We start from the raw sequence: 22,446 nt of genomic DNA on the forward strand, positions 1-22,446 counted from the left end.
CAATTGAAGGTCTATTTTTTAGGTACTGGTACTTCTCAAGGCATTCCGATTATCGGAGTGGATCATCCTGTTTGCAAAAGCACTGATGCTAAGGACAAAAGGCTCCGCGTATCCATTTGGATTACTTGGAACGAGCACTCATTTGTAATCGATTGCGGTCCTGATTTCAGGCAGCAAATGCTTTCCTGCGGATGCCGCAAACTCGATGCTATTTTATTTACTCACGAACATGCAGATCATACAGCAGGTTTAGATGATATTCGTCCGTTTAATTTTAGACAAGGCGAAATTCCTATTTACGGACATGAGCGTGTACTAGGTAATTTAAGACGCCGTTTTGATTATGTTTTCGAGACGGTAAATAAATATCCAGGCGCTCCAAGCGTAAAAACGATCGAAGTCGAAAATGACAAACCTTTTGCCGTTGGCGATAAAATGGCGATTCCGATAAATGTAATGCACGGTGATTTGCAGGTTTTTGGATATAGAATCGATGATTTTGCCTATTTGACTGATGTGAAAACAATTGAAACTGCCGAAGTCGAAAAGCTTAAAGGATTGAAAGTTTTGGTTGTGAATGCTTTACGCGTTGAACCTCACGATACGCACTTTAACTTACAAGAAGCACTTGATTTTATTAATCTCGTAAAACCCGAAAAGGCTTATTTAACGCATATCAGCCATGTTTTAGGTTTTCACGAAGAAGTGCAGAAACAACTTCCAGAAAATGTTTTTCTGGCTTACGATAACTTAGAAATTACAATTTAATTATTCCATAAAAATGAAAAAATCCCTAATGCTTTATCTTTTTATCCTTGCGATATTAATGAATGTTTTTACGTATATGTTTTATAGCAGCGAAGTAAAATTCGGGCAGGAAAGATATGATAAAACGACTAAAAAGCTAAGAGACAGTATTCAATTGGTAAAAACGCAATTGGCTGATGCAAATTATTTTTCTCTTGAACATAATGAAAATGCCCAAAATTACTTTGATAACAGTGCTTCTGGAGGAAAAGTAATTTTATTTGAAAAATTGATTCCAGTTGTAACTGAGAAATTATTAGATTTTAATGCAAACCCAAAAGGGAATCCATATACAGGACAAGATCAAATTGGACCAAACAAATTTATTATCAATAAAGTAAAGATTTTAAACCACCGTTGGATTATTGCTGATTACAGTAATGGTGAATTATGGGGGGAAGTCTTGTTAAAATACTTTGTTGATAATGATGATAATATTACCTTTGAAGTAAACCAAACTTGGTTGTATCAAAAATAGGATTGTGTTATCCTGTTTTTTTATCAATTTAAATTTAATAGGATTATGAAAAAAATATTTTTGTTTTTGATTATTGCCGGAACATTTTCTTGTGCAAAAAAGGTTTCTCAGGATAAAGTAACTTCTAAAGAGACAGAAAAAGAAACAGTTGTAGGTGGAGATTCTGATTCTCACGGATGTAAAGCTTCTGCCGGCTACACTTGGTCAACATTAAAAAAAGAATGTATCCGAATATTTGAAGGTACAAGATTAAATCATGCAGAAGATGGAAAAACATACACCACAGCTGCATATGTTATTTTTGATGGAAACAAAGCAGAACTTTTTCTTGATACTCAAAAAGAATCTATCATTTTAGAAAGAAAATCCGAAGGCGATTCTTGGAAGAAAGATGATCTAGAGCTAATTCCGTGGAAAGGTTACGTTCTGAAAAAAGCTGGAAAGATTGTTTATACAGGACAATAAGAAAAAAATAAAGAGTAAAAAAGTGAGATGTATTTTGGTATTACCATTCTACATCTCACTTTTTTCTTTTATACCGAAAGCCAATTCTTAAAATCGAAGAAATTCTGTGGCGCAACACCATGACCAACAGGATATTCTTTATAAGTGACTGGAATATTTAGTTTGTCTAAAATCGCTGGAGTTTTTCTAGCCCATTCAATCGGAATAACTTGATCTACAGTTCCGTGTGAAGCGAATATTTTTAGGTTTTTAAAGTCGTTTTTCTCAAAACCATCTTTGATGATTTCTTCATTAAAATAACCGCTCATCGCCACAACTCTTTGAATTTTTTCAGGATAAGAAAGTGCAGTTGCATAACTTAAAATTGAACCTTGGCTAAAACCAATTAAAGTCACATTATTAGCATCAATAGGATAATTGACAACTAATTCGTCAATAAAATTGGCAATTATATCTCTTGAAGTTTTAGCTTGTTCGTTATCTGAAAATTTATTTTGGTCAGCATCAAAATTAATAGCGTACCAAGCGTAAGCACCATATTGTAAATCATAAGGCGCTCTTGCCGAAATGATATAATAATTATCAGGAAGTTCAGTTGCAAATGAAAATAAGTCGGCTTCATTGCTGCCATAACCGTGTAATAAAAGCAAAAGAGGGTTTTTGTCTAAAATAACTTTTGGTTCTCTTATTTTATATTCTAAAGATAGATTCATTTTTTAATTGTGAATTGTTAGTTCTCAGTCTCAGTCTAGGTTTTCAGTTTTCAACTTTGACAAAGTTTGTTGGTGATGTTACTATAAAAAATCTGTTGAAATCAGCGTTTTTGCTTGCAAATCTGCGTCATCCGTGTTCAAATTTTATACGCTGATAAAACAGATTCGCTAAAGCGAAAACGCTGATTTCAACGGATTTGTTTTTTTAAATTTAAGTTAACCGATAGATTTAAACCATTTTTGAAAAAGTTCTCCCACTAACGGAATAGGCTTTGTCTGTCCTTGTATCGCATTAAAAATGCCAAAAGTCCAAAGAATTGAAATGCAGATCCACATTGGAAAAGTGATAAAAAAGCTGTCAAAATTGCTGATAATTGCTCCGAAAGAAATAAAAGTAAGCGATAATCCTAAAGCTTGACGGATATGAAAAGAAGCAAAGCTGTTTTTGTTTTCAGAATTCATAGACATCGCTATCAAAACGCCAATAATTAAAATATAACTGGTAATAGCGATAGATTTTCCTTCTTCAATTGTATTGTTCATTGTATTATTTTGTAACAAGTTGATTTTGATTTAAAATTCCGTACACAGAACCTTTGATTTCAGTTCCTAAAAAGGCAGAATTTTTAGATTTTGAAAGGATATTTTCTTTAGTAAAAGTCGATTTTCCTTCTGGAGTAAAGAAAGTTAAGTTTGCTTTAGAACCTTCGGCAATTGTATTATTTTCAAGTCCAAAAACAGCTCTTCCAAAAGTTAGTTTTGAAACTACAGTTTCTAAAGGTAAAACAGTCAATAAAGCTCCAAAAGCACTTTCTAAACCAATAGTTCCATTTTTTGCCGTATCAAATTCCATTTTCTTGAATTCGATATCAATAGGATTGTGGTCAGAAGTAATCATATCGATAGTCCCATCAGCAATTCCGTTAAGTAAAGCCTGTCTGTCAACTTCAGTACGTAAAGGCGGAGTAACTTTAAAACGAGTGTCAAAACCATCTAGTTTTTCATCTGTTAAAACCAAATGATGCGCAGATGCACTTGCAGTTACGTTTAAACCTTTTGCTTTAGCTTCTCTAATTAATTGAACTGACTTCGCAGTAGAAATTGTTGGAATATGAAGTTTTCCGCCTGCATATTCCAGTAAAAATAAGTTTCGAGATATTTGAAGTTCTTCAGCTAAATCAGGAATCCCTTTTAATCCTAAACGAGTCGAAACAATTCCTTCGTTTGCAACGCCGTTTCCTTTTATGTTTGGGTCTTGCGAATAAGTAATTACCAAACCGTCAAAATCCTGAACGTATTGCAAAGCAATTTTTAATAGATTGGCATTATCAATGCTTTTGTTGTAATCTCCAAAAGCAACAGCACCGGCTTTTTTCATATCAAACAACTCTGCCATATCTTTTCCTTCACTGGCTTTTGTTAAAGCTCCAATTGGGAAAATTTCTGTTGCAAAACCATTTGCTTTATTTTTCACAAAATTTACCTGAGATTGATTGTCAATAATAGGGAAGGAGTTTGGCTGGAGAGCAATTGCTGTAAAACCGCTTTTTGCCGCAACGTTTAGTCCGTTTGCGATAGTTTCTCGATCTTCATAACCTGGTTCTCCAAGCGAAACACTGCTGTCAAACCATCCTTGAGAAACATGAAGATTATCGAATTTTACCTCTGTTGCATTATCATTTGGAAGTGAAACGCCTATTTTTTCTATTAAACCATCTGCAATTAAAAGATCAACAGTCTGGTTATGAAACGGACTTTTTGAGTCGATAATTTTGGCGCTTTTGATGATTATTTTCATATGTAGAGAAATTTATTTTTTTATTTACAGATTCAACTTTTGTCATTTCGACGAAGGAGAAATCGCATCCAATTTTCTGTGCAGTATGTTCGCAGCTTGTGTGATTTCTCCTTCGTCGAAATGACAAACATGCTAAAAAAATTACTTCACGAATTTTATAATCGCCATTTCTAATGCTAAAAATAACAGTGCAAAGATAACAAACCATTTCCAAATTTGGCTGTCTGTGCGCTCAGTTTGTAAGGTATTAAAAATGGTCGAAATTGTATCTGCAGTTTTAAAGTTAGAAACGACATTGGTATTTACCTGGCTTAAATCACTTTCTGATCGTTTGTAATTAAAACTTAAATTTTCAACCCATTCTTTTTTGTCAAAAATGCTGTAATTTCCAGCTGTTTCAGGAAAATCATTAAAAGTCAGTTTTACTTTATTGTTTAGTATCTGCTGAATCGGAATGAAAGAATCGTCAGTTCCTTTTACTTCTAGAATTGCATCTTTACTTAATAAAACATCTACGAAATAAGGTTGATTGTTACCAATAGTCAAGGCATTGACTCCTGTTTTCTGATTATTTTGTCCCATTTTATAAAATAACGGAACAATCAATGGCGATTGCTGAAAGTTTGAATTTGTTGTATTTATTGGTGCCGAAAAAACGGTAATTCCAGAAACTTGATTTTGAATTGCTGTTACAAATGCAGTTTGATCTTCATAAGATAAAACGGCTGGATAAGGACTTGAAACATCAAATGAATTGCTTGTTTTTGGATATTGAAAATTTGTGATTTTATTCTCAAAAACACCTGAAAACAAAGGATGATCAAAATTGATTTTGGTAATTAATTTATTTTGCGCTTTTAGCGTATTAAATTGAACTTTTCCAAAATTTCCTAAAAACGAATTTAAATTTGAAATTGAACTTTTTTCAGAAGGAATTACAACTAAATTCCCGCCTTTAGAAACAAAAGCCTTTAAAGTAGTTTGCAAGGCTTGCGGAATTTCAACTAACTCGTTTAAGATGATTGTATTTTGCTTTTCTAAACTATTATAGTCTAGAGAACCAATTGCGTAATTATTATAATTGAATTCGGCAGAAGTATAAATTCTAGATAAGAAATTACTTTTTTCAGGTTCTCCGATGCTGATTACGTTAGTTTTTTTGTTTTTAGAAATGCTGAAAAACAGTTTGTTGTCATAGGTTAAACCATTGTCTTCAATAGAAGCATAACCATGAAAAGCTTCTTTGGGAATGGTAAAGTTGATTTTCTTTTTCTTTGCATCAAAATTGATAATTGTTTTAGCAATTAATTTGTTTTGATTGTATAAAGAAGTCGAAATAGGCTTAAAATCTTCTCCATAACCAGATAAGTCAACCGTTATTTCGTAAAAATTTTCTAATGTCTGATTGATGTAAACGCTGTCAATAGAAACATTATTTTTTTGTTCTGCTTCAGGAACAATGAAATAAGGTTTTTCTTCGGGATCAATATTTTTTACGTCATTTTCCGTCAAGCCAACAGCATCAGAAATAATTACAATATCCTTTTTATGTGCTGATTTATGTGCTTTTATTTTTGCCATAATCGACGAGAGTTCAAATGGCGTTGCGCTGTATTTTAAGTTTTGTAAGGCACTTTTAGCCGATTTAATATCGGTATTCCAATAATTTTCGGTGTTTGTCAGCAATGAAAATTGTGCAGTTTCAGGCGTATTTTCTAATAATTCCTGAACAGCTCGTTTTAGCAATTCTCCTTTTTTTCCTTTTGCCTGCATACTAAACGAATTATCTAGAATAATATACATTTCATTTGAAGCATTTTTACTGTCTTTGGCTTCAAAAAAAGGTTGTGCAAAGGCTGTAATAATACATGTAAGTAATAAAAGGCGAGTTGCCAGTAATAGTCGTTTTTTGATTTTCGAACTTTTACGAGTTTGAATGGCAAGTTCTTTTAAGAAACGAACATTGGTGAAATAAGAGGTTTTAAAACGTCGTAATTGAAATAAATGAACCAAAATTGGAACGATCAATAAAAAAAGGAAGTATAGAATTTCGGGATGTTTAAAATGCATTCTGGCTTCGATTTACTTCACTACGTTTTGTTTTTCGCGAAGATGCTGGTCAAAAATACAAATTTTTTAATTGAACCATATAAGTTCATATAGAGATTATAAGTAAAAAGTATTTAAAGCATTTTAAAATGAAGTTGTATGACATATATAGTGGAAATCCTTTTTGAAAAATGTAACTTTTAAGGCTCTATTTGTAATGACAAAAATGATATAAATGCGTATTTTAGCGTATTCAAAAAATTAAGTATGAAAAAAATATATCTAGTGTTATTTTCAGCTTTAGTATTTACAGCTGCTAAGGCTCAAAATAAATTTAATTTATTAGTAGGAACTTATACGAATACCTGCCCAAGTAACGGAATTTACGTTTATGAATTTAATGCTGATTCGGGAGAGTTTAAATTAAAAGGCTCTTCAGAAAATGTAGTCAGCCCAAGCTATTTGTCAGTCTCAGCAGATAATAAGTTTATTTATGCTGTAAATGAAAACGGAGATCAAAGTGCTGTAAGTGCTTTTAGTTATGATTCAGCTTTAGGAAAGGTTACTTTTTTGAATAAAAATGATGCTTTAGGAGCAGATCCCTGTCATTTGATTAATGATGATAAAAATGTGATTATAGCAAATTATTCTGGTGGAAGCATCGCTGTTTTTAAGAAAAATGCTGATGGTAGTATTTCTGAGGGACAACAATTAGTTCAGCATCAAGGAAAAGGACCAAATGCAGCTCGTCAAGAAAAAGCACATGTGCATATGGTTTGTTTTTCGCCAGATAAAAAGTTTGTATTGGCGAATGATTTAGGTTTGGATAAAGTTTTTATTTATAAATACAATCCAATTGCTAAAAACGAAATATTAACATTAAAAGGAAGTGTAGATGTAAAACCTGCAAGCGGCCCAAGACATTTGACTTTTAGTAAAGATGGTAAATTTGTTTATCTGGTTCAGGAATTAGACGGAACATTGACAACGTTTAGTTATGACAGCAAAACAGGAAGTTTAAAAGTAATTGCTGAAACTAGTATTTTGCCAAAAGGTTTTAAAGGAGGCACAGGTGCTGCAGCGATAAAGATTTCGCCTGATGGAAATTTTTTATACGTTTCTGATCGTGTAGATGTTAATGCAATTTCAGTTTATAAAATTCTAAAAAATGGAAGTATAGAATTAGTAGAACAGCAAAGTACTTTAGGAAAAGGACCGAGAGATTTTGCAATTGATCCAACTGGAAATTACTTGTTAGTAGGACATCAGTACACCAATGATATTGTTATTTTTAAAAGAGATATCGCAACTGGAAAAATTACGGATACAGGAAGAAGAATGCAATTGTGTTCGCCTGTTGGGTTGGTTTTTACGAAGATATAGTTTTTTGAGGTTCTGAGTGACTAAGGTTCTTAGATACTAAGATAAAGGCTCAAAAGATTCAAAGTTTTACTTGAATCTTTTGAGCCTTTTATAATTTTGAAAAAAAACTTAGCACCTTAGTCCCTCAGAACCTTAGCGTCTAAAAATTTTATTTGTTACTATCTTTTCTCTTCTTATCTCTCGTTTTCAACATATTTCGATTGACAGAACCGTGCGTTTTCTTTTTTGTTTTTGAAGGACCGCCAAGATTAACTTTTTTATTCTTTTTAGATTTTTCGTGAAAAGCTCCGTCACCTTCAAGTTTTACTTTTTTCATTAAAAACTTAATTGGCTGCTTGTCTTTTTCAGGTTCAATTAGTTTTGATGAAATTTCAACTTCTTCAGGGAAATCAGTGATTTCAAGTTCTTGGTTCATTAAAACTTCGACTTCAATTTTAAATTCTTCCTCTCTAGGAGTTACAAAACTAATTGCAGTTCCAGTTGCATCAGCACGACCTGTACGACCAATTCTGTGCATGTATAATTCTGGTAATTCTGGAAGCTCGAAGTTAATAACGTGAGAAATATCAGAAATATCTAAACCTCTCGCCATAATATCTGTAGTAATCAAACCGCGAAGATTTCCTTCTTGAAATTCAGCCATTGTACTCAAACGGTAATTTTGAGATTTATTAGAGTGAATTACACCAAATTGTCCGTCAAAATCTTCTTCAATTCGGGTATGAAGCATATCCGAGATCTTTTTATTGTTTACAAAAACTAAAACACGATCCATGCTTTCATCAGTTTGAAGCAAATGTTTTAGAAGGTTTACTTTTGTGTTGAAATTTGGAACATTATAAGTAATTTGAGTAATTTTTTCTAGTGGTGTTCCAGATGCTGCAAGTGTAACCTCTTCAGGAAAATCAAAATAATCATTCAAAATATCATCTACTTCATCTGTCATTGTTGCAGAGAATAAGATGTTTTGGCGTTTTGCTTTCATCATTGCCAAAAGCGCTGTCAATTGCGTACGAAAACCTAAATTAAGCATTTCGTCAAACTCATCAATTACTAATTTTTGAGTGTCATCAAAACGAACAACAGCATCTAAAGCTAAATCCATTGTACGTCCAGGAGTTCCAACTAGAATATCAACACCTTCGTAAACGGCTTTTTTTTGTGTATTGATGTTTACACCTCCATAAATTCCAAGTGTTTTAACCGACATATATTTAGTCAGTTTTTCAACTTCTTCAACAACTTGAACGACTAATTCACGAGTTGGAACAAGTACAACAATTTTTGGAGTATTGGTATTTGTAAATTTGTATAATTTTAAAAGAGGCAGTAAATAGGCAAATGTTTTACCAGTACCGGTTTGTGCAATTCCCATCATATCGCGTCCAGACATGATTACAGAGAAAGATTTTTCCTGAATAGGAGTTGGCGTAACAAATCCCAGTTCGTCGATTGCTTTTTGTAATGATTTTGGAAGATTGAATTTTTCGAAAGTGCTCATTTGCATTAAATTTTGTGCAAATGTACGTTAAAATGATGGTTTTTTGTCGATTTTGTAATTTTTGATTAAATATCAGTTATCCACTAATTTTTTATTTGCAGAGAAAGCTCCACCGGAACTGAATATTTGTAGCGCAGTTTGTTTCCATTCACAAAAAGCTCCAGAGGAGCGATATATTTTTAAACAATACATATTTCGCTCCTCTGGAGCTTGAAATCACGGTGTGTATAATTGCTATAGATATTTTGCCCCGCTGAAGCATTTTACGATTGCCTGAAGTTTCAGGATCACTCAGTTTGATAACGAATTTAAGGAACTTAAAACCCTTCAAAAACACCTAAACCAAACAAAGCAAAATCGTATTTTACAGGATCTTGAGCATCCATTTCGCGTAATTTTTGATCTAATTGAGCAAGTGCTTTACCATCGTTTTGTTTTCGCTCTAAAATACCTAATTTTCTGGCTACATTTCCTGAATGAACATCAAGCGGACAAGATAATACGGATGGGGAAATAGATTTCCAGATTCCTAAATCGACACCTTTTGTATCTTGGCGAACCATCCAGCGTAAATACATGTAAGCAAAGGTAATTAGGATGACTAATCGAATTGAATTAATTCTTTAGGACTAAGTTCTATAATTTCAAGCACACTAGATGACGATTCAAATCCCATAAAATCGATTTTCTCATCAACAGTAAGTGCTGGCTTTCCTAATATAGCCAGAGTCTCTTCATAAATTGTTAAGTCTTCAGTAAGTTGTTCTTCATCAGTTGCTTTTTCTCGGTAATAAGAATGCCACATCCAATTCAAAGCTTTCCAATTTGTCAAAAAAAATGATTGCTCGGAATAACCTTTATACTTTATTACCAAAGAATAATATCCAGATTTCTCTTCTTTAGTATGTTTTATTATGATATTTTCAATTAGTAAATGCACCAAACGCTTGATTTCAATAAATTGAATATCATCAGTGTATGTTTCTATTAAAGTTTTAGCTCTTGAACTTCTTGTTTCATTTTCCATTTCTAAAACTTTTATCTGGAGTTCTTCTATTTCTGAGCTTATTTTTAGTTTTTTAGTTTTCGATAATTTATAGTCATTTTTGAAAATTTCATCATTCTCCAATTCAGGGTCTTTTAGCAATTTTATTAAACGTTCAACCTGCTTATCCAATATAATTAGCTCTTTCTTTTTTTTCTCTAATTTTTCTCTAAGAGGAATTGATAAGTTATTCTTTGGGGCTTCAATCAATAAATCTTTAAGTTTTTTTGTTTTAAATAAATGTTGAATGATAAAATTTTCAAGTTTTGGAAGTGAAATAGCTCTGCTATCGTCGCAATTTTTATGTGGTGGTCTTTTTCCTTTACACTTGTAAGAGTTATCATTCCCTTGAGGTCTCTTTTTACCTAAAACCTCATTTCCACAGTGTCCACATGTAATTATTCCATTTAATAAATAATGATATTCTGCTTTTTTACCCACATTCTTAATGTTTGTAGATAGATTCATATTAACCTTTTCCCAAAGGTCATCATCGATTATTTGCACATTTATTTTGACATCAATCCTTTTATCAATTTCACCTTTATTCCATACTCGTATGCCTTTATAGATGGGATTTCTTAGCATGTCATGAATAACATTTCCACGCCATTTTACGTCACTTTTTTCAAATTCGATGACATTCTTTGTATAGTCATCTTTTCTTTTTATTTTACCTTTAAATCTATTAAATTTTGTAGGAGCGCCTTCTTCATTTAAAATATTAGCAATTGTATAAGTTCCAACTCCTTTTAGAGATAACTCAAACATCTTACGAACATACTGAGCTTCTTCTTCAAAAATTTCAAAATTATTCTCTTCGTCACGTTGATATCCGTAAGGCTTCATCCCGTGCGTTTTTCCTTTTAGTGTTTTATTATAATTAGCTAATTTTACTTTTCTGGATGTTATTTTAGCATAGTATGAATTGACTAGAGACATAAGCTTAGAATTAAAAACACTTTCATCATTAGTTAAATCAAATTCGATTCCGTTTGGATAATAATTGCATTTATGTGTAATGCACTCAGCAGAAAAAATATCCCAAACAATTGAATTACGCTCAATTCTTGACTGGTCAATGCAGTAAATATTTGTTATAATACCTTTTTTTAAATCTGACATCATATCAGCTAGAGCTGGTCTATCCTCAATAATCAAAGTTCCACTCATACCTTCATCAATATAAAATTTGTATTGTAGCCCTAATTGATTAGCTAGTTTTATACCACCCTGTTGCTGAGTTTCAATTGAATAGTCAGTTCCCTCTTCTTTGTTTTTGGATGTACGACAATAAATAGCAAGCATAAAATGTTTTTATTTCCTCAAAAATATAAAATATTTAAAAAAGGTAATATAGATGGTAATTTTTTTATTTATTCATTTTTTCTAAGCGAAAAATTCCAGAGGAAAAAAATTAGTTGCACTAGTTTACAAATAATAACATTAAGAGATTATTACCAAGAAAGCACTGGATAGTAATACAATTCTTGTTTAATTGAATTATCGTTTTAATCTGTATTTTCGTATTGCTTAGAAAGTTTGTTTTCATAAACTTAATAAATGTAGAACTAAAGCAATTGTTACAAACGGGCTTGAAATGAACATTAGAAACGGCACATTTAGATTCATCAATAAAATTGTAAAAAACTTTTTTACCAAAAGTTTAAAAGAATTACGGAAAGCCGTAAAATCAAGAAATATAATAGTCGTATTTTAGAACCAAACAAAAAATTGATTTGCAAAACATAATAACTATTGACGAAATCTTTAAAAGAAACGAAATAAGCGTTAGGACTTATCACGTTTGTAAATACAACAAATTACACTCTATATTAGATATTTTAAATTATTATTACCAAAATAAATCCTTTGAAAAACTTCGAAACTGCGGTAGTAAATCAAATTTAGAATTAGTTAAGACATGTACTAAATATAAAAACGATTACATTGAAAATAGAGAAATTGAAATAAAAAAAGAGAATGCTTTAAAAGAGATAGTATTAAATTTAACTAGAGTACAAAGAGAAGTAATAAATAGCTTCATTTTTGTAAAAACAAATAGCTTATCAGTAAGAAGTAAGAATGCAATAGCAATGTATTTAAAAAACAATTTAAAGGTTAAAAACTATACTGAAAAAATACTACTTTCCGAAAGCTTTAACGTCAATGACATAAAAAATGTTGGAGCTAAATGTGTTCCTGAATTAGAAGTTAATATTTCAATTATTAAAGACTTTATATTTGAAGTTAGTCAAACAACAGATGAAAAATATTTAATTGCGCTAAAAAACAAATATTTAATACAACAAACTTTCGGAATTCCATTTGTTCCTAGTGAAATATTGGAATCAGAATCTATTTTTCTTCTTACAGACTTTCTATTTAATCAAAATGCTTTTTTTGATGAAACAAAAACAATAGTAGTTAAGAAAGGCTTAAAACTGTACAATCATCAAAAAGAATTAACTCTTGATGAAATTGCTGAACAAGTTGACTTATCTAGAGAAAGGGTTAGACAAATAAGAAAAAATTGCCTTGAAGATTTATTTAGCAACCTTCTTTTTATTTCTAATTTCAATGACGATTTATTTCAAAAGTACAATATTGATACTGAATCTAGTTATATAGAAATTAATACTGATATTTTGGAAAAAATCAATAATTTAAATCATACCCATTTTTCCAGAGAATTTATCATTTACATACTTTCCGCATATCTACACAACCGTTTTACTCTAATTGGAGATTATGAAGATATATTACAATTCAAATACTTTAATTCACGCAATAAGCACAATTGGAATAATTTCTATTTAATAGATAAAAAATTAGCTTCAGAAATTGATTTCACTTTTTTTATGGATGATATTTCTAGCAGATTAAGTGCTAGAATTGAGGAGTCTTATTCTTTTAATTTTAAAAGCTATTTATCTAAATTTCTAACAAACAATAATATCAAAATGTTAGATTTATTGTCTCCAATCTGTGAGAGAGTAATCAATGACGAATTTGAAATATATCTTGATTTAGATGAAAATCTAGATTTTAAAAGAAATAGCAGTAGACAAGTACACGAATATGCTTATGAAGCTCTTCAACAATTAGGGAAACCATCAAAGGTTAAAGAAATTTTTGAGAAGGTAATAGAACTTCATCCAAATTATAATACTGAAGAAGCCAAAATAAGAGTTTCAATGAAGCGGATACATGGTTTTGTTCCTGTTGGCAGAAAAAGTGTATTTGGATTAAAAAAATGGGAAAATGAATTAGAAAATTTTAAAGGAGGGACTATAAGAGATATTGTCGAGGAATATTTAATGCAATTTTCTACACCAAAACATATTTCAAACATAACTGAATACGTTTTAAAATATCGCCCGAAATCTAGTCAGTACAGTATTTTACAAAATTTAAAACTTGATGAGTCTGGTTTATATATTTTTTATAAAGATTCTCATATTGGATTAGCTTCGAAAAAATATGAATCTGACTTCAAAAAATTATCAGAAGTAACAAGAACTGATATAAAGACTTGGGAAGAGACGTTTGAAATACTTCAAAATTTTATTTCAATTAAACAAAGACTTCCGTTTTCAAATGGAGTCCCTGAAGAGGAAATAAAACTTTACCGCTGGATTAATTTGCAACAATCCAAACAAAAAAAAGGAAACCTTGAGGAAAACAAGATGGAGAAATTAAATAGTTTACTGACAAAACATCCAATTACAAATGGTAGAAGAAGATTAAACTCACAGGAAAAATACGAAGAATTAATAGTGTTTATTTCGACAAATCATAGACTACCATCAGCAAATAAAGATGGTGAGGAAAATTTATACCAATTTTATTATAAACAACGTAAACTTTTTGAAGCAAATGAACTTGACAATCTAGAAGAAATTAAATTTATCGAAGTTGCAAAACTTTTTCAAAAAATTAAAATATGAAAATAAAAGAAACTAAATTATTGCAAAGTCAGAGACTAAAAGAAATCTGCAATGGTTCAGAAGTTAATTTTGAATCAATTGAAATTCTATTAGAATCTGTTAAAACAAAAAAGTTGCTGAAAAGAAATAATTATCATCAGCAAAAAATTAATGATGTTATTGAAAAAGCTATAAAATGAAATTATCAAACATAGAAATTAACAATTTCAGGCAATATTATGATGCTGTTAATATTGATTTATCAACTAATTCTGACCAGAACATAATATTGATTGGCGGTAGAAATGGTTATGGTAAAACAAATTTTTTATTATCAATAGTTTGGTGTCTTTATGGTGAAAAAATATCACAAATTGACGATAACTTTAAAAAGGAAATCCAAAAAGAAAAGAATTATTCATCTTTTATGCAACAATCCATTAATTGGACTGCAAGAAAAGAAAATAAGGATGTATTTTCTGTAAGCATAGTAGTATCAGATATTCAGTTACCTGAAGTAAAGGAATTAAACTCCAATTCAGAAAGTGTATTAATTACTAGAACATTTAATGTTACAAGTATGAATGAAAAACTTTCTATTTCTGACCCAAATACAAATATTGAAATCTTTGATGATGAAGCTGATAAGATTAATTTTATCAATGATTATATTATCCCTATAGATGCTGCGAAATTTGTGTTCTTTGATGCAGAAAAAATATCTGAAATTGCCAACTTATCAATTAAAGAAGAAGGTAGTTTTATAAATGATGCTTTAGGTAAAATTTTGGGATTAGATACATATGACACACTTATTGAAGATATTGAATTTTATATCAACACCCTAAAAAAAGAAGGTGCAACCAAAAATCTACAAGAAGAAATTGTAGATAAAGAAAAAGCTATAGAACTCTCTAACATAAATATAGATAGACTCGAAGAAGAAAATGCAGAAAAGCTTAAAGAAATAGATGGTTATAAAAAGACAATACGCCAATACGATAATCTAATTTCTCAACACAGTAAACAAGGTAATACAACTTTCGATAGAGAATCTATTTTATCAGAAATAGAGAAGTTAAAAACAAAAGAGTATGAACTATCTGAAAGATTTAATGAATTAAGTGAAATAATTCCATTAGCTATTTTAACAGGAAAACTTGAAGAAGTTAGTGAACATCTTGAAATTCAAGAGAAAAATAAAATCACACAAAACTCATCAAAAGAAAATTCAGAAAAAATAGAGAATTTCATTGAACTCCTTTTTAATAAGCCACCTGAACCAGAAAATTCTACAATGTCATTTAAGGATAAGCTTTTTTACTATGAAAAGGCTAAAAATCTGGGTTCTGAATTATTTAGTGCAAATGGAGATTACCAAGAATTAGATTTTGAACAAGATTTAAACAATTCCGAAAGGAATTTAATTTATGATGCCATTAATCTAGTTAATTCTCAATCGAAAGATTTATTTGAAACTACTATTGAAGAATTCAACAAAACTAGAATTACAATTGCAGAATTAAATAAAACTTTAAGTAAAGTTGATGCTGATTTAGAAGATGAATTGATTTTAGACTATTCATCCAAAAAAGAAACAGCAGATTATAATATCACAGAAAACAACAGAAAAATTGGAGAGAACAATCAACAAATAAACAGATTAAAAGGAGACATAATCAGACTAAACCAACAATTGTCTCTATTGGTTAAAAAGGTTGATATTAATGCTCTAAATAAACTCAAAATAACGGAAAGTCAAAAATACATTGATTGCTTAAATCTCTTCCTAGAAGAGCAAAAAAACAAGCATAAAGAGAGTCTAGAAACAACAATTCTAAGTGAACTTAAGGCATTGATGCATAAACTTGGAAGTGAAGAAAACAAAAGCAAGTTTATAGAAGATGTAAAAGTAACCATTTTAGCATCTGGCCAAGGAATGAAAATAACTCTTTTAGACCAAGACGATAATGAAATTAGAAAAGAGAGTTTATCCTCTGGTGAAAAACAAATTTATATTTCGTGCTTAATCAAAGCAATATTAAACGAATCAATACAAAGTTTACCAATATTTATAGATACACCTCTTGGTAGACTTGATGAAGAGCATAGAGATAATATTACTAAAAGTTATTATCCTGCTCTTTCTGAACAAGTTGTTTTATTCTCTACAAACAGTGAGATTACACCTAAAAGATACAAGGATATTTCAGCAAGCATTTCCAAATCCTATCTATTATATAATGATGGGGCAAACACAAATTTGAAAACAGGTTATTTCCAAAGCTATGAGAATTAAAATAAGTAAAGAAAATGACGAATTATTGTATAAGCTAAAAACATTATACAATTTTAAAAATGACGGTATAGTTCCTCGTATTGCATTTTCCAATAGTTTGTTATCAGGTAAAATGTTTGATATTGAAAAAGAGGTCATTCCAACTTCTGATGGTAAAGAATTTAGAGATGATAAAGCTATTTTTGGGACTGTTATAGGAAGCGGGTCTAATACAATAATTTTTAAATCTATTCTTGACCAACATTATGGTAAAAACACATTTGAAGATGAGTTTATAAAATTATTTAAACTTCATTTAAATCACGGTTTAGATATTTGGAATAATAAAATTGAAAATGCTAACATTTCAAAAGGCGACCATATTGATATTCTTTTAAAATTTGTTAAAAGCGGTCTTGATTTAAGAAAAAACATAATCAAAACCAACTTTTCATCAAAAAACATTCAAGTTAAAGAGTTTAAAGACCCTTTAATTTTTGACTTAGGACAAACTGCGGAAGGAGAAAAAATTATCATAAAAATTAATGACTTAAGAGAGTTTGACAATAGAAATATGGCCATTGCAGGAATGGCAGGTTCAGGCAAAACCCAGTTAATAAAAGATATTTTATATCAAATTTCTAAAAACACAAATAATGAACTAAAATTTATCTTTTTTGATTACAAAGGAGAAGGAAATCCAGAGCAATTAAAATCTTTTTTAGATGCTACAAAATGTAAGTTTGTAGATATTGTAAATGATGGAGGAATTGAATTTAACCCATTGTTATCAATAAGTTTGGATGAAAGACAAAGGCCTTTTAGTATTAAAGCATTTGTTGACACAATAGCTACTTTTGTTCCTAGCGTTGGAGTTGCACAAAAAAACATTCTAACGAATGTTATTACCGATTTATTCGACAGTAAAAATGGTACTTATCCAACAATAAATGAATTATTTGAAAATCTTGAAGAATATTATGAAGAAAATAATAAAAAACCAGATACGTTATTTGCAGGAATTCAAGATTTAACAACCAATATTTTTAATTGCAGTCCAAACAATACGGATATTTTAGATAAAAGTTTATATCTCAATCTTCCACCAGCTTTATCTGACACTTTAAGACAGTTAGTTGTGTTTTTATTATTGAGATATTTTAATACTTATTTTAGTTCTACAAATGATTGTGAACCACATGACCATATTTTTCCAATACGCTATGTGATTGTCATAGATGAAGCTCATATTTATTTAAAAAACAAAAATGCTAGAAAAGCACTTGAGGAACTTTTAAGACTTTTAAGGTCAAAAGGTGTAATAATTGTAATGCTCTCACAAGGTGTTGAAGATTATAAAACAAAAGACTTTGATTTTGCTTCACAAGTACAACTTCCTATTTGTTTGAATGTGCAAAATAAGGACTATAAAGCTATCACTAATTTTGTTGGGACACCGATTAGTAAATACAAATTAGAAACAGAAATCAAAAAGCTTGAATCAGGAAAAGGACTTATAAATATTGGTGAGCCTAAAATTATTGAATTAAGACAATGGTGGAAAACAAAAAAAGAGGAAAATATATAAACTAGCACTAAAAGACATGCTCTTTTGTAATTCGTACCAGCTCTGATACTAGCTAAAATTTACAAAAGAGTATGTCTTTCAAACAGGTACCTTTTTTATAATTCTTTAGAAGATTTTATTTTGAATTAAATCTACGGAACTCTATCCAATACTGATTACAGGCACAACGCCTAGGTGTTTTTTTAAAACTCTCTCCATTATTTCAAGACATTTTGTCTCCATTTCTTTCTTTACAAGTAATCCATCATGCATCGTAAAGGGTATGATTTGATTGTTAACCAACTCTCTAGAAATTTCATCAATAAATATTTTACTTTCAATACTTTGAAGTTCGATAGCAAACGCGCTATAATTTACTTTTTTTACATTTTCAATAATAGCATAAATTGACGGAAATTCTTTTTTAAAAATATTTTTATGCTCTTTAAAATGTTGATTTTTAGAATATGCGATTTCCATCCAAATTTTTTTGCAATCATTTCTAGAAAGACTATATAATTCCATTAGTTTTTCATACCATTTACCACTAGTGGTGAAATTAAAATAGCTATCAATTTCATGTAAAAGACTTTGTGAAGCATCATTTTTGTATTTATTTAATAAAATATTAAAAAGCACTGGTTGGGAGTTATTTAAATCTAGATAAGACATATTTTCATATCCCATGATAAACGGTCTCAAATCAGAAGCCATATTTGTTAAATTAGTGTCCAAGCGTTTGTTTGTACCATTTCGTTTGAAGCGCAATGTTTTATTTTGCTTACCGTTGTTAATTGCATTTATACTTGAAATACGAGACGAATATCTTTTAAATGACGTGTATTCTTCTTCCTGTGTTTTAGCTTCTGACAGCTCGTATAAATATCTTTCTTCTGCATACTTAATTGCGTCATCAAATCTAATAGAAAGATTATTTCTATAATAACTTCCCATCTGTTTTATATGCTTTGGAGCATTATTAATTTCTATTGAATCATTTTCATAATCTCTAACTAAGAATTTCTTGTTTAAGGCAGTTATAGGGATTCTAATTTTATACCAATTATTGTAAATCCTATCTTTTCCAATCACATCTATCCCTTTAATATCAGCACTTAACTGAGTTATTTCAATCTCTTTATGTATACAATAGGTATAGATAACATCATCTAATTTTAAATCATTTTCTTTTAATAAAAAGTAAGAATTATCAATATAAGATTTAATAGAATTTAAATAATAGTAAGTTGTTTTACCACTATAATATGTATCTCTCCAAACTATATTATTAGATAGCAACCAATGAAAATATAATTTATAATCATAACCAAATTTAACTTTAAGAAATTTTGAATCCATTGGAATACAATGAAAAGGATAGTTTTCTAATTTTCTAATTTGATTACTTTTCGAAATAATCTCATTAATTACAGATAATCCAACTATAACTTCAGGAATTTTGTTCTCTTCCAGTGGCGATAAATATGATGAAATAATAAGCTGGTCTACCATTTCTTTAGGTAAACAGAAAGTTCTAAACTTGTTGTATTTGGTCATAATTTTATTCTCTCTTTAATATTCCTCTCAAATTATTATGCTGGTGAGAGAACCAAATGGAGCAACCCACTTGGAACCCAGCTGTGATAATAAACCACTAAAATAAATATATGACATCTCCATAAAAAGTAAACAACATCCCCTCCCTATGTATGATTTTTTTTACCCCCTCCCCCCGTAGTAAAAAAAACTAGGTAAAAATAAATTCATCAGTTACTTCTCTTTTATATACACAAAAAAAAAATACTGCCCTATACAGACCCATGATGCCAAAAAAATATTTTTGACATTTTTTGACAATTTTCTGTACTTAAACAGCATATTTTGATACAATTTTGAAATAAAAGAGCACGTATTAAAAAACAATTTTAGCTCCAAAACCCCTTTATTTTAGGGTAATTGAACGTTTAGCTGAGTTCTCTTTATGCCATAAAGTAATTTTTTCTATTTTTTTAAGCTTAAACTAGCTTTTTAGACCTTATTGGTTTTATTTCCTTCTAAAATCATTAAACCTTTTTCAATAAAACTTTTAGCTTCATCAATCTCACTTTGAGCGATAGAGGTTCCTTTAGTAGGAACGAACATCTCCCTTACATCAACATCAAGTGCTTCTGCCAACTGAAGCAACAAATTTATTGTTGGCAAATTTTTTTCTGATGAAATATTAGATATTGTTGTCATGCTTACACCAACCTTACTCGCAAGCTCATCTCTTGAAATTCCTTTCAAATTCATCAATTCTTTTAGTCGTAGTATTTCCATTTCAGTTTTATTCAAATCCAAAGATAATCAAAAAAAACAAAAAAATAAAGCGCAGCTTAATTTATTAAAATAAAAATAAAGTAAAATTTGCTTTTAAGTAAAATATTACTTTACTTTGTTATGTAATAATAAAGCAAAACTTGATTTATGACAGCGACAGACTTTAAATTAGAATTAAGAGAAATAAAAGAAAGCCTAAAAGGACTAACTCTTCAATTGGTAACCAAAAATGGCTATAGACCATATTTTAGTCTAAAAGATTTTGGCAATGCTATTTTAAACGAAGAGTCAAAAGGAAATGATTTTAGAATAAATCAAGTTTGGACAGATTGTGGAACACTATCGGTAAAATCAATTAAAAACCTTGGAGAACTAATTAGAACTAATTCTGTAACTGGAATCCAATTTGAAAGCTTCTGGAATCCTAAAACAGATGAAGAATACATAAAAAGCTTTGGAGCATTAGACTAACGTAATTAAGAAAAAAAATGGAAACATCAGCAAGAACAATGCAAATTGCACATACAATATTAGAACAAATTAATTACTCAGACAGAAGTGCTTTAATGGCATGGGGAGCTAAAAACTTTTCGGCAATCAGCGAAAGCAAAGAATTCGAAGGTGGCTTAGCTTTTCAAGTAAATGGATTAAAGCACAAAGGATGGGTAAAAGTTTGTCTTCGTTGGGTCGACGATTATACAATAATATTCATCAACAAAAATCGTGAAGTCGTTAAAACCTTTGAAGGAGCATATTGTGATATGTTAGTTCCCGTTATCGATTGGATTGAAGGAAGGTAAATTTGATTCCTGTTTTAGTTTTAGACTATACCCATTTTTTAAAACTATTATGAAAACGAAACATCAAGTAAAACGGTTCGATTGTTTCAAAATAATTTGAACCCTAAATTTGAAACAAAATCTACCATAAACAAAATATTATGATTTATTTTTATTCCAGAATTTCATCAATTACACAATCTGGCGCCAGACAGCACGAGAATTTTAAAAAACAATATGGCTATGATTCGAAGAATGTTTTTTTAGACAAGATTCAAGGCAATATTCCATTTATGCAACGACCAGAAGCTATAAAATTATTTGAAACCGTAACTTCAAATAATTCAGAATTAAACACAATCTGCATCGATTCTTTAGACAGAATCGGAAGGTCTTTACAAGACATTTTAAATACTATTCAAATTTTCACAAACAACGGTATTAACCTTCAATCCTTAAAAGAAGGATTTTCAACATTACTTGAAGACGGCAAAGAAAACCCTATGGCCAAGCTTGTGGTAGCTTGTATGGGCTCAATATCGGAATTAGAGCGTTTAAAAATTAAGGAAAGAAGTTCTGAAGGAATTTTAATTGCACGTGCCTTGGGAAAATATTCAGGTAGAAAAATTGGAACAGTTCAAAGTGATGAAAAATTACTAGAGCGCCACCAAGCCATCCAGAAAAAGATAATAAAAGGACTAACTATTCGCGAAATTTCGCAAATAACAGGTGCTTCTTCTGCAACTATAATTAAAGTGAAAAAAGTAATGAAAAACAGAAATTTATTGAAATAAAATCAATAACTCTTAACTCCTCTGCCCTGACACATAGGGCAGACTCTACTTTGAACTTTTCCAGTAGTTATATTTGTTTCAATACCTGCTCCATTACATAGCGAACATTTCTTTTGCTCATAAATCATTCCGTCACTTCCAACATTATATTCATCAACATTATCACGACTGTTTTTAGTGGATTTTATAGAGTCATAACCATATTCATTAAGTATTTTATTATATTTTGCATCTGATTTCTTATCATGTTCTAAACCGCAATCCTCACTACAAAAAGAACAATCAATAGAATTTTCTATCTCACATTTAACACATTTTTCTGCGGAAATCATTTCATATCCAAATCCATTAATTACTTTTCCACAATTCAAACAACTTACTTTATAAGTTTTACTATAAATCTCGGTAGACGACGAGTCAATTTGTTCACTTCCAATAGATTTAGTTATATTTAAATCTTCCTTACTACATCTTGTTAACAAAAAGAGTATAAGCAAGAAAACTATGAAAAAATTAAAAAGTATTTTATTCATATAATATT

General features: G+C 30.0%; 20 protein-coding genes and 1 pseudogene. 11 read left to right on the forward strand and 10 right to left on the reverse strand.

The features are described 5' to 3' along the window. Positions 1-3 precede the first annotated feature (3 nt). From ACHRV0_RS08680 to ACHRV0_RS08690, 3 genes are read left to right on the forward strand one after another with little or no spacing between them, the layout of a single operon-like run. Entirely contained in the window at positions 4-768 is a 765-nt protein-coding gene (locus ACHRV0_RS08680) for an MBL fold metallo-hydrolase (RefSeq protein WP_129025326.1), read from the forward strand. Between the two features lie 13 nt (positions 769-781). Further along, positions 782-1,285, forward strand: coding sequence for a hypothetical protein (locus ACHRV0_RS08685; RefSeq protein WP_089052439.1), 504 nt, complete (start codon positions 782-784; stop codon positions 1,283-1,285). A 45-nt stretch (positions 1,286-1,330) separates the two neighbouring features. Then, the gene (locus tag ACHRV0_RS08690; protein ID WP_244281242.1) at positions 1,331-1,750 is read left to right on the forward strand and encodes a hypothetical protein; all 420 of its coding nucleotides are present in this window, start codon (positions 1,331-1,333) and stop codon (positions 1,748-1,750) included. 68 nt (positions 1,751-1,818) lie between these two features. On the opposite strand, the gene ACHRV0_RS08695 is transcribed toward ACHRV0_RS08690, so the two are convergent. The 4 genes from ACHRV0_RS08695 to ACHRV0_RS08710 form a co-directional block, all read right to left on the reverse strand. Further along, positions 1,819-2,463, reverse strand: a complete 645-nt coding sequence (locus ACHRV0_RS08695; RefSeq protein ID WP_395440534.1) for an alpha/beta hydrolase — start codon at positions 2,461-2,463, stop codon at positions 1,819-1,821. A 216-nt stretch (positions 2,464-2,679) separates the two neighbouring features. Further along, positions 2,680-3,006: a hypothetical protein gene (locus ACHRV0_RS08700; protein ID WP_099720305.1), complete on the reverse strand. Its 327-nt coding sequence runs from the start codon at positions 3,004-3,006 to the stop codon at positions 2,680-2,682. A 4-nt stretch (positions 3,007-3,010) separates the two neighbouring features. Then, entirely contained in the window at positions 3,011-4,261 is a 1,251-nt protein-coding gene (locus tag ACHRV0_RS08705) for a dihydroorotase family protein (protein ID WP_395440535.1), read from the reverse strand. Between the two features lie 141 nt (positions 4,262-4,402). After that, complete coding sequence (locus ACHRV0_RS08710) at positions 4,403-6,331, reverse strand: BatA domain-containing protein (protein WP_395440536.1); 1,929 nt, start codon at positions 6,329-6,331, stop codon at positions 4,403-4,405. A 246-nt stretch (positions 6,332-6,577) separates the two neighbouring features. On the opposite strand from ACHRV0_RS08710, the gene ACHRV0_RS08715 reads away from it, so the two are divergent. Then, a complete protein-coding gene (locus ACHRV0_RS08715) occupies positions 6,578-7,693 on the forward strand; it encodes a lactonase family protein (protein WP_395440537.1) in 1,116 nt (371 codons plus the stop codon). A gap of 148 nt (positions 7,694-7,841) precedes the next feature. Here the strand turns inward: ACHRV0_RS08715 and ACHRV0_RS08720 are convergent, their stop codons facing one another. From ACHRV0_RS08720 to ACHRV0_RS08730, 3 genes and pseudogenes are all read right to left on the reverse strand, one after another. Continuing rightward, the gene (locus ACHRV0_RS08720) at positions 7,842-9,194 is read right to left on the reverse strand and encodes a DEAD/DEAH box helicase (RefSeq protein WP_395440538.1); all 1,353 of its coding nucleotides are present in this window, start codon (positions 9,192-9,194) and stop codon (positions 7,842-7,844) included. 317 nt (positions 9,195-9,511) lie between these two features. Next, positions 9,512-9,772 (reverse strand): annotated as a pseudogene (locus ACHRV0_RS08725) (DUF2400 family protein); the annotation flags it as partial. A gap of 23 nt (positions 9,773-9,795) precedes the next feature. Then, the gene (locus ACHRV0_RS08730; protein WP_395440539.1) at positions 9,796-11,547 is read right to left on the reverse strand and encodes a recombinase family protein; all 1,752 of its coding nucleotides are present in this window, start codon (positions 11,545-11,547) and stop codon (positions 9,796-9,798) included. 431 nt (positions 11,548-11,978) lie between these two features. Between ACHRV0_RS08730 and ACHRV0_RS08735 the strand changes: the two genes are divergently transcribed. The 4 genes from ACHRV0_RS08735 to ACHRV0_RS08750 are packed head-to-tail and all read left to right on the forward strand — an operon-like array spanning position 11,979 to position 18,034. Further along, the gene (locus tag ACHRV0_RS08735) at positions 11,979-14,189 is read left to right on the forward strand and encodes a sigma factor-like helix-turn-helix DNA-binding protein (protein ID WP_395440540.1); all 2,211 of its coding nucleotides are present in this window, start codon (positions 11,979-11,981) and stop codon (positions 14,187-14,189) included. Then, a complete protein-coding gene (locus ACHRV0_RS08740; RefSeq protein WP_395440541.1) occupies positions 14,186-14,368 on the forward strand; it encodes a DNA modification system-associated small protein in 183 nt (60 codons plus the stop codon). Before ACHRV0_RS08735 ends, ACHRV0_RS08740 begins: the two co-directional genes overlap by 4 nt. Next, the gene (dndD, locus tag ACHRV0_RS08745; protein ID WP_395440542.1) at positions 14,365-16,467 is read left to right on the forward strand and encodes a DNA sulfur modification protein DndD; all 2,103 of its coding nucleotides are present in this window, start codon (positions 14,365-14,367) and stop codon (positions 16,465-16,467) included. Before ACHRV0_RS08740 ends, dndD begins: the two co-directional genes overlap by 4 nt. Further along, complete coding sequence (locus ACHRV0_RS08750; RefSeq protein ID WP_395440544.1) at positions 16,457-18,034, forward strand: DndE family protein; 1,578 nt, start codon at positions 16,457-16,459, stop codon at positions 18,032-18,034. Before dndD ends, ACHRV0_RS08750 begins: the two co-directional genes overlap by 11 nt. A 141-nt stretch (positions 18,035-18,175) precedes the next feature. On the opposite strand, the gene ACHRV0_RS08755 is transcribed toward ACHRV0_RS08750, so the two are convergent. Together ACHRV0_RS08755 and ACHRV0_RS08760 are read right to left on the reverse strand one after the other, a co-directional pair. Continuing rightward, on the reverse strand, positions 18,176-19,570 hold the full coding sequence (locus tag ACHRV0_RS08755) for a hypothetical protein (protein ID WP_395440545.1): 1,395 nt from the start codon (positions 19,568-19,570) through the stop codon (positions 18,176-18,178). A 471-nt stretch (positions 19,571-20,041) separates the two neighbouring features. Then, entirely contained in the window at positions 20,042-20,332 is a 291-nt protein-coding gene (locus ACHRV0_RS08760; RefSeq protein WP_395440546.1) for a helix-turn-helix domain-containing protein, read from the reverse strand. 147 nt (positions 20,333-20,479) lie between these two features. Here ACHRV0_RS08760 and ACHRV0_RS08765 point away from each other — a divergent pair, with 147 nt between their 5' ends. The 3 genes from ACHRV0_RS08765 to ACHRV0_RS08775 all read left to right on the forward strand — a co-directional run bounded on the left by ACHRV0_RS08765 (position 20,480) and on the right by ACHRV0_RS08775 (position 21,905). Beyond that, positions 20,480-20,803 carry a hypothetical protein gene (locus ACHRV0_RS08765; RefSeq protein WP_395440547.1) on the forward strand — a complete coding sequence of 108 codons (324 nt, stop codon included), beginning with the start codon at positions 20,480-20,482 and terminating at the stop codon, positions 20,801-20,803. 17 nt (positions 20,804-20,820) lie between these two features. Next, on the forward strand, positions 20,821-21,132 hold the full coding sequence (locus tag ACHRV0_RS08770) for a hypothetical protein (protein WP_395440548.1): 312 nt from the start codon (positions 20,821-20,823) through the stop codon (positions 21,130-21,132). Positions 21,133-21,272: 140 nt separating this feature from the next. Continuing rightward, positions 21,273-21,905, forward strand: coding sequence for a recombinase family protein (locus ACHRV0_RS08775; RefSeq protein ID WP_395440549.1), 633 nt, complete (start codon positions 21,273-21,275; stop codon positions 21,903-21,905). Between the two features lie 2 nt (positions 21,906-21,907). Here the strand turns inward: ACHRV0_RS08775 and ACHRV0_RS08780 are convergent, their stop codons facing one another. Continuing rightward, positions 21,908-22,438, reverse strand: a complete 531-nt coding sequence (locus ACHRV0_RS08780) for a hypothetical protein (protein WP_395440550.1) — start codon at positions 22,436-22,438, stop codon at positions 21,908-21,910. Positions 22,439-22,446: the final 8 nt, after the last annotated feature.

It is taken from the genome of Flavobacterium sp. FlaQc-30 (assembly GCF_044005885.1).
GTDB lineage: Bacteria > Bacteroidota > Bacteroidia > Flavobacteriales > Flavobacteriaceae > Flavobacterium.

Bases quoted from the DNA above. Each gene is read 5' to 3' on its own strand.
- ACHRV0_RS08685 (WP_089052439.1), top strand. From the start codon at position 782: ATGAAAAAATCCCTAATGCTTTATCTTTTTATCCTTGCGATATTAATG.
- ACHRV0_RS08690 (WP_244281242.1), top strand. From the start codon at position 1,331: ATGAAAAAAATATTTTTGTTTTTGATTATTGCCGGAACATTTTCTTGT.
- ACHRV0_RS08695 (WP_395440534.1), bottom strand. From the start codon at position 2,463: ATGAATCTATCTTTAGAATATAAAATAAGAGAACCAAAAGTTATTTTA.
- ACHRV0_RS08700 (WP_099720305.1), bottom strand. From the start codon at position 3,006: ATGAACAATACAATTGAAGAAGGAAAATCTATCGCTATTACCAGTTAT.
- ACHRV0_RS08705 (WP_395440535.1), bottom strand. From the start codon at position 4,261: ATGAAAATAATCATCAAAAGCGCCAAAATTATCGACTCAAAAAGTCCG.
- ACHRV0_RS08710 (WP_395440536.1), bottom strand. From the start codon at position 6,331: ATGCATTTTAAACATCCCGAAATTCTATACTTCCTTTTTTTATTGATC.
- ACHRV0_RS08715 (WP_395440537.1), top strand. From the start codon at position 6,578: ATGAAAAAAATATATCTAGTGTTATTTTCAGCTTTAGTATTTACAGCT.
- ACHRV0_RS08720 (WP_395440538.1), bottom strand. From the start codon at position 9,194: ATGAGCACTTTCGAAAAATTCAATCTTCCAAAATCATTACAAAAAGCA.
- ACHRV0_RS08730 (WP_395440539.1), bottom strand. From the start codon at position 11,547: ATGCTTGCTATTTATTGTCGTACATCCAAAAACAAAGAAGAGGGAACT.
- ACHRV0_RS08740 (WP_395440541.1), top strand. From the start codon at position 14,186: ATGAAAATAAAAGAAACTAAATTATTGCAAAGTCAGAGACTAAAAGAA.
- dndD (WP_395440542.1), top strand. From the start codon at position 14,365: ATGAAATTATCAAACATAGAAATTAACAATTTCAGGCAATATTATGAT.
- ACHRV0_RS08750 (WP_395440544.1), top strand. From the start codon at position 16,457: ATGAGAATTAAAATAAGTAAAGAAAATGACGAATTATTGTATAAGCTA.
- ACHRV0_RS08755 (WP_395440545.1), bottom strand. From the start codon at position 19,570: ATGACCAAATACAACAAGTTTAGAACTTTCTGTTTACCTAAAGAAATG.
- ACHRV0_RS08760 (WP_395440546.1), bottom strand. From the start codon at position 20,332: ATGGAAATACTACGACTAAAAGAATTGATGAATTTGAAAGGAATTTCA.
- ACHRV0_RS08765 (WP_395440547.1), top strand. From the start codon at position 20,480: ATGACAGCGACAGACTTTAAATTAGAATTAAGAGAAATAAAAGAAAGC.
- ACHRV0_RS08770 (WP_395440548.1), top strand. From the start codon at position 20,821: ATGGAAACATCAGCAAGAACAATGCAAATTGCACATACAATATTAGAA.
- ACHRV0_RS08775 (WP_395440549.1), top strand. From the start codon at position 21,273: ATGATTTATTTTTATTCCAGAATTTCATCAATTACACAATCTGGCGCC.
- ACHRV0_RS08780 (WP_395440550.1), bottom strand. From the start codon at position 22,438: ATGAATAAAATACTTTTTAATTTTTTCATAGTTTTCTTGCTTATACTC.